This is a genomic window from Nocardioides pacificus, from assembly GCF_054775955.1.
This window is the reverse complement of sequence record NZ_BAAHCI010000001.1, coordinates 23,978-30,756: the sequence shown is the minus strand read 5'-3', so window position 1 is coordinate 30,756 and position 6,779 is coordinate 23,978. Positions and strand designations below refer to the sequence as shown.

General features: G+C 67.5%; 4 protein-coding genes. 2 read left to right on the top strand and 2 right to left on the bottom strand.

Translation table 11 applies throughout. The features are described from left to right. Positions 1 to 257: 257 nt before the first annotated feature. Positions 258 to 1,355 (bottom strand): BtrH N-terminal domain-containing protein, encoded by a 1,098-nt coding sequence (locus tag ACYU7L_RS00125; protein WP_460793099.1) that lies wholly within the window; start codon positions 1,353 to 1,355, stop codon positions 258 to 260. Between the two features lie 471 nt (positions 1,356 to 1,826). Further along, complete coding sequence (locus tag ACYU7L_RS00120; protein ID WP_460793098.1) at positions 1,827 to 3,383, bottom strand: AMP-binding protein; 1,557 nt, start codon at positions 3,381 to 3,383, stop codon at positions 1,827 to 1,829. A gap of 257 nt (positions 3,384 to 3,640) precedes the next feature. Here ACYU7L_RS00120 and ACYU7L_RS00115 point away from each other — a divergent pair, with 257 nt between their 5' ends. Together ACYU7L_RS00115 and ACYU7L_RS00110 are read left to right on the top strand one after the other, a co-directional pair. Further along, positions 3,641 to 5,170 carry a class I adenylate-forming enzyme family protein gene (locus tag ACYU7L_RS00115; protein WP_460793100.1) on the top strand — a complete coding sequence of 510 codons (1,530 nt, stop codon included), beginning with the start codon at positions 3,641 to 3,643 and terminating at the stop codon, positions 5,168 to 5,170. Between the two features lie 295 nt (positions 5,171 to 5,465). Then, positions 5,466 to 6,635: an acyl-CoA dehydrogenase family protein gene (locus ACYU7L_RS00110; RefSeq protein ID WP_460793097.1), complete on the top strand. Its 1,170-nt coding sequence runs from the start codon at positions 5,466 to 5,468 to the stop codon at positions 6,633 to 6,635. Positions 6,636 to 6,779 lie beyond the last annotated feature (144 nt).

The following is a 6,779-nucleotide window of genomic DNA, read 5'->3' as shown; positions in this document are numbered from 1 at the left end:
CTCAACGGCTCTCACGACACGACGAAGAGTGGGAACTTACTTCTGGCCACCGCTGGGGACCGCTATCTGGCCACCAGTGGGGACTTTTCCATGGCCACGGACACCCGCCACTCACGTGCGCGAGGGGGAGTTGAACCGTAGGAACGCCACGCTCAACGTCTTGAGGCCAGTCCTCTGGGTGACGAGAGCTCGGATTTCGGTGAAGTCGAAGGTCGAGATGGCTCCGCGAGGCGTTCGCCGACTTGCCTGCCGATGGGTCACCCAGCGCCCATTTCCCCCGCCGCTTTGCACATGTAAGAGATGGCATGGCCTTCGTCGCGGGGGAGGGTCGCGGCGAGCTCATTGACCCGTCGCCAGCGATCGAGCGTCGATCCGTCGCTACGGCCGGCCGCAGCCAGGGCCGACCACCTGTCCGCGCAGCGCAACAGCGCAGTTCCCGCCTGCGCCATCTCCGGCGACCCCGTTAGCCGGGCCACGTCGCCACAAAATTGTGCCTGCAACCGGCGGAACAGGCCGCCGCCCGTGCCTGCCTTCTCTACAAAGGCGTGGAGAGAACGCAGCACGACGTCCAGTTCCGGTTCGGGCATGAGCCCCGGCCACCGGTCGACGTCCTCTGCAAAGACCCTCACTCCACTGATCCCGGCAGCAGCAACGGCGTCCGGCGGCAGCGCCGATGCGTCGGGAATGATCGCGGTCGCCACCGCCTGCATGTTCTCGACCGAGGCCGCCAGGGCCGAAGCCGCAGTCGGCCGGAGATCGGGCAGGATCTGGGGCCAGTTCACGAAATAGGTGGTGTGCCTCGTAGGCACGGGGAACGACCGGGACGCGCGCGCCCGCGCGAGAGCCTCGTAGGGGACCTCCTGCGCCTCGGCCCGGTCGTTGTCCACGACGAAGGCCGTCTCCGTGTCGTCGTCGTAACCGATCACGACGATGTCGTGCCGACTCATCTGAAGGCGGACATTGAGGTAGGGCAGCTCAGCGATGTCGGCCCACATCAGCACGGGACGGCCTTGCTGGAGCTCGTGGCGGACCCAGCCCCAGCCGGTCACGGGATCGTCGGTGCCCCGAACGTCGACCTCTGCACCCAGCCTGGCAAGAAGGTCGACTTCGAGGTCACTACTACGCCCGACGAAGTAGATAGGCGGGGTGAGACCCGGCACCCGAAGATAGGTGAAGCCGAGACCACCACCCATTCCGAAGACCAGACCCTCGCTCGGCACCTCGTCCCACCCCAGACCGGCCCACTCCAAGAGGTCTCTCAGCGCTCCGGAACCGCAATGCCCTGCCTGACGGTGGGGATAGTCCAGTAGGACTCGTCGCGGCTCTGGATGACGGAAAGGGACTTCGGCTGACATGACATCTCCTGAATCGGCGTCGCAGCAACCTGCGCGGTTTCCGGTTGGACGGGCATGATTCCGCGACTATACATTCGTTCCTGCATGCATGTACCTACCTCAGCGAGGCCCTGAAAGGACGCTGCGTCCCTGCGCCACCCGTCGAGTGACGGCTCGAGAACTGCGCTGGGCGAGGCCGTCCCGGGGGCCCCCAGACGATCACCACCCCTCTCCCCCACGAGCCGGCGGCCGGGGGGCGCGGCGGCCGCTTGCCGGTCCTCCTGCCCCGACACGACAACCTCCTCCACTCGGCCGCTTCCCGCGCGGCGCCCGGAACGGGCGTGTCGACTGTCGCGTGGGAGTGCCACCCGAGATGAGAGAACACGTCGCGTGCCCGGGGCATGATGCTCGACTCAAGCCAACGCTCACAGCCCGACCATGGCGGCCGCGCGTCGCTTACCGAGCCCACGGCGCAACGCTGCCGAGATCGGCTCACGTCAGTTCATAGGAGGAAAACCTCGCTCGCAAATCCTTCTTCGAGAACTTGCCGACGCTAGTCTTGGGCACTTCATCAATGAACTCGACGGCGTCGGGGAGCCACCACTTGGCGACCAGTGGACGCACGTGGTCGAGAATCTCCTCCTCGGTGGCCGTCTCGCCGGGCTTCAGGACCACGCAGGCCAGCGGGCGCTCATCCCACTTCGGGTGTGGCACGGCGACCACCGCAGTCTCGGCCACCTTCGGGTGGCTCATGATCGCGTTCTCCAAGTCCACCGAGCTGATCCACTCACCGCCGGACTTGATCAGGTCCTTGGTGCGGTCGGCGATGCGGATGGAACCCTGAGCATCCATCGCCGCGACGTCGCCGGTCCGCATCCAGCCGTCCTCGGTCGAACAGCACCACTCCCGCATCGGCCTTGTAATAGCCCTGGGCGCACCAAGGTCCACGGACCTGCGGCTCTCCCGTGGCGTGGTCGTCCCGCGGCTGTGGCTGCAGCCTGGCGGCGTCGACGATGCGGGCCTCCGAGGATGGAGATGCCGGCACGCGCTCGCTGCTCGGCCTGGGTGGGGGCGTCCGCGTCGGCGTAGCGCCGAGGCAGGATGGAGGAGGAGGCCAATGGGCTGGTCTCGGCCATTCCCCAGGCCCCGCAGGATCGGCAGCCCGACCTGCTCGCGGTAGGCCTCGGAGAGCGCCTTCGGCACCGCCGAGCCGCCGGAGCCGATTTCGCGCAACCGGTGGGGGCGGCCGGCCAGGTGAGGCAGCACCCCCTGCCAGATCGTCGGGACGCCGGCGGTGAAGGTCACCCCCTCGTCGACGCTCAGGTCGGCCAGCAGCTCCGATTGCATGAGCGGACCGGGCAGCACCAGGTCGGCGCCAGCCGCTGGCGCAGCGTGTGCGATCACCCAGGCGTTGGCGTGGAACATCGGCACGATCGGCATCGCGACATCGTTTACCCCCATGCCGAAGGCATTCGCCGACAGGGAGGTGATGGTGTGCAGCACCGTCGAACGATGTGAGTAGACGACCCCCTTGGGGTTACCGGTGGTGCCGCTGGTGTAGCACATCGAGGCAGCCAGGTTCTCGTCACGGACGTTGAAGTCGACCGGTTTCGCCTCGGCGAGCAGTGCCTCGTAGTCGGCGATCCGGGGGTCATCGGGGATCTCGGCGATGCCGCCGTCCTCCATGACGACGACGTGCCGCACCCTGGTCAGGGTGTCGATCAGCGGCCACAACAGCGGTAACACCGACCGATCGACGAATACCACTTCATCCTCGGCGTGGTTGGCGACGTAGGTGAGTTGCTCGGGGAACAGTCGGATGTTCAGCGTGTGCAGCACGCGGCCGGTGCATGGCGCGGCGAAGTACAGCTCCAGATACCGTTGGCTGTTCCAACCGAACGTGCCCACCCGGCCGTCGCCGGTGACGCCAAGCGGGTCCAGCATGCCACCCAACCGGCGGGTTCGCTGGGCCCACTCGGCATAGGTGGTGCGGCGGACTCCTTCGGCGGTATTGGTGACGATCGTGCCGTCACCGAAGTGCTGCTCCACGTGCCTGAAGATTGCGTCGATCGTCAGTGTCGCGGGCCGCGCCGGCGGGGCGTTGCAGGTCACATCACCGCCGGCTAACCTGACGGCTCTGTCAGGTTACGTTTTCTCCGCCGGTCCACCCGGACCGGCAGGGCACGCGAAGACGGGCGCGACGCTCGTCGCGACGGAGACCGACGAAAGGAACAGCATTGCGTCCTGATGTTTCGGGGGTCGATCCCCTAGCTCTCAACCTGGCGACCAGACTGTCGGTGGGCGACATGCTCACTCGCTCGGCCTTCCAGTTCCCGGATCGGCCGGCCATCGTGCAGGACGGCGAGGAGATCACGTACGCGCGCCTCGACAATATCGCTGAGGCCCTCGGTCGAGGCCTACTCGAGACCGGACTGGAGCGCCAGGAGCCAGTGGCGTTCCTGCTGGGCAACTCGTGGCGGTTCGTGGCGACGTTCTTCGGTTGCGCCAAGGCCGCACTCGTCGCTCTCCCGGTCAATCTGATGCTGCCGCCAGATGAGGTGGCGTGGATCCTGGCCGACGCAGGCGTGCGCGTTGTGGTCGCCGACCGCGCATTCGTTCCGCTCCTCGAACAGATACTCCCCGATCTGCCGCAGATCACCACCGTGGTCGTCACCGGGGAAATGTCGGACTCGGTGGCCGGACGCACCACGCTGCGCTGGGACGATGTGGCCGCGGACCCGACCCCACTGCAGGTGGTGGTCGAGGACCGGGACACCTTGCATTGCCTGTACACCTCGGGCACCACGGCCCGACCCAAGGGCGTGTTGACCAGCCACCTCGCGGTTCATGTGGCGGCGTTGAGCACTGCTCTGCAGGTGGGCCACCGGCACGGGCACAAGTTCTCGGTGGCCCCGATCGTGCTACCGCTGTTCCACACCACCGCACTGGACACGCTGCTCGTGCCGGTGCTGCTCACCGGCGGTACCGTGATCCTTCCGCAAGGCTTCCAACCTGACGCCTACCTCGACATCGTGGAGAGCCACCGAGCCACCCACCTGCTGCTGCTGCCGATGATGTGGGCCGCGGTGCTCGCCACGCCGAGGCTCCACGAGCGAGACCTGTCCTCAGTTCGGCTGTGCATGTACGCGATGGCACCGATGCCGCAGGAGCGGATCAGCAAGATCGCCGCCGCCTTCCCCAGCGCCGACGTGCTGCTCGGGTCAGGGCAGACCGAGTGCGTGCCGGCCACCGTGCTGCAGTGGCCGGCACACCAGGACGCCAAGAGCGCCTCGTGGGGCCCGGCGGTCGTGACCGTCGACACCCGAATGATGGGTCCCGGCGGGAATCTGGTGCCTCGAGGAGAGACCGGGGAGATCGTATACCGCGGGCCGCACGTAATGAGCGGCTACTGGAACAATCCCGAAGCGAACACGGCGGGCTTCGCCCACGGCTGGTTCCACAGCGGCGACCTCGGTCATCTCGACGAGGAGGGGGTAGTCTGGTTCTCCGACCGGCTCAAGGACATCGTGAAGACCGGGGGGGAGAACGTCTCCTCCGTCGAGGTAGAGCGGGTCCTGCTCAGCTCCCCGGAGATCACCGAAGCCGCAGTCATCGGCGTACCCGACGACAGATGGGGCGAGGCCGTGACAGCGGTCGTCGTCGCCGCCGACCCCGCCGTCGACCCGACCGTCCTCTCGGATCGGTTGACCGGGTTATGCCGCGAGCACCTGGCGGGCTTCCAGATCCCCAAGCGGATCGAAGTTCTGACCGGCCTGCCCAAGACAGCGACCGGCAAGATCCAGAAGCAGGAGCTGAGGGCGCGTTTCCGTGGCTGACGCGGACTTGGTCCATGGCTGGCGCCGCGGGGCGGTCGCGGGGATCCTTCCCCACAGGACCCGCGACGCTCCACCCCTGGCTCTGTCCGAGCAGCTGCACGAAGCCTTGCCCCTAGTCACCGCCAAACGTTGGCACGTGATCTCCCCGACGCAAACCTTGAGGCGAATTCAGACCCGATGACCGGGGTGTCGGCTCAGGGATTCGCGCGGGACGTTGCCTGGGAGGGCAGCACCGCGATGAACAATCGCTCCCCGGGGGCTGGCCCCGGCGCACATCGAGTAGAGGATGAAAGCCATGACGCAGATCGACGTGACCGCACCCACCGGCGACCCGTGGCGCACGCCCGAGCGGGTGGCGCTGCGGCGGCTGGCGCGCGACTTCGTGGCACGGGAGATCGCACCGCACATGGACGAGTGGGAACAGCGAGGCGAGCTGCCGCGCGATCTGCACCGGAAGGCCGCCGACATCGGTCTCCTGGGCGTCGGGTTCGCCGAGGAGGTGGGCGGTAGCGGCGGCGACTCGATCGACTCGGCGATAGTCACCGAGGAGATCCTGCACGGCGGCGGGTCCACCGGCGTGTGCGCCGCGCTGTTCACGCATGGCATCGCCGTGCCACACATCGCGGCCAATGGCCGTCCCGAGCTGGTCGACCGCTACGTCCGCCCGACGCTTGCCGGGGAGCTGATCGGATCGCTGGCGGTCTCCGAGCCGGGCGGCGGTTCTGACGTCGCCAACCTCCGCACCCGCGCGGTCCTCGACGGAGACGAGTACGTGGTCAACGGCGCCAAGACGTTCATCACGAGCGGAGTCCGCGCCGACTTCGTCACCGCTGCGGTGCGCACCGGCGGAACCGGCCACACGGGGGTCTCCCTGCTGGTCATCGACAAAAACACGCCCGGGTTCAGCGTGTCCCGACGGCTGGACAAGATGGGCTGGCGATGCAGCGACACCGCCGAACTCTCCTTCACTGACGTCCGAGTGCCGGCCACCCACCTGGTAGGCGCGGAGAACTCCGGCTTCGTACAGATCATGCAGCAGTTCCAGAGCGAGCGGATCGGCCTCGCCGTTCAGGCCTACGCCACGGCGGCCCGCGCCCTGGATCTGGCGCTCGGGTGGGCGCGGGCCAGGGAGACGTTCGGCCGACCACTGTCCTCCCGCCAGGTGATCCGGCACAAGCTCGCCGAGATGTCTCGCCAGGTCGACGTCGCGCGTTGCTACACCCGGGCTGTGACGCAGCGGTTCCTCGCCGGCGAGGACGTCGCGACCGAGGTGTCGATGGCGAAGAACACCGCCGTCTACGCCTGCGATTTCGTGGTGAACGAGGCGGTGCAGATCTTCGGCGGCATGGGGTACATGCGCGAGTCGGAGGTCGAGCGCCATTACCGCGACGCGCGGATCCTCGGCATCGGTGGCGGGACGAACGAGATCATGAACGAGGTCATCAGCAAGCGGATCGGCCTATGACCGTGGAGCCCCGCCCGTTTCAGGTCACCGGCGCTGCGCAGCAGCGGGTATGGGCGGACAAGGCGATGCCGCCGGTGGAACAGGTCCAGCAGGGGCTGGTCTATCCCGGTCCCCATCTCCAACAGCCCGCTACGGTACGTGCTG

Bases quoted from the DNA above. Each gene is read 5' to 3' on its own strand.
- ACYU7L_RS00125 (WP_460793099.1), bottom strand. From the start codon at position 1,355: ATGTCAGCCGAAGTCCCTTTCCGTCATCCAGAGCCGCGACGAGTCCTA.
- ACYU7L_RS00115 (WP_460793100.1), top strand. From the start codon at position 3,641: ATGCTCACTCGCTCGGCCTTCCAGTTCCCGGATCGGCCGGCCATCGTG.
- ACYU7L_RS00110 (WP_460793097.1), top strand. From the start codon at position 5,466: ATGACGCAGATCGACGTGACCGCACCCACCGGCGACCCGTGGCGCACG.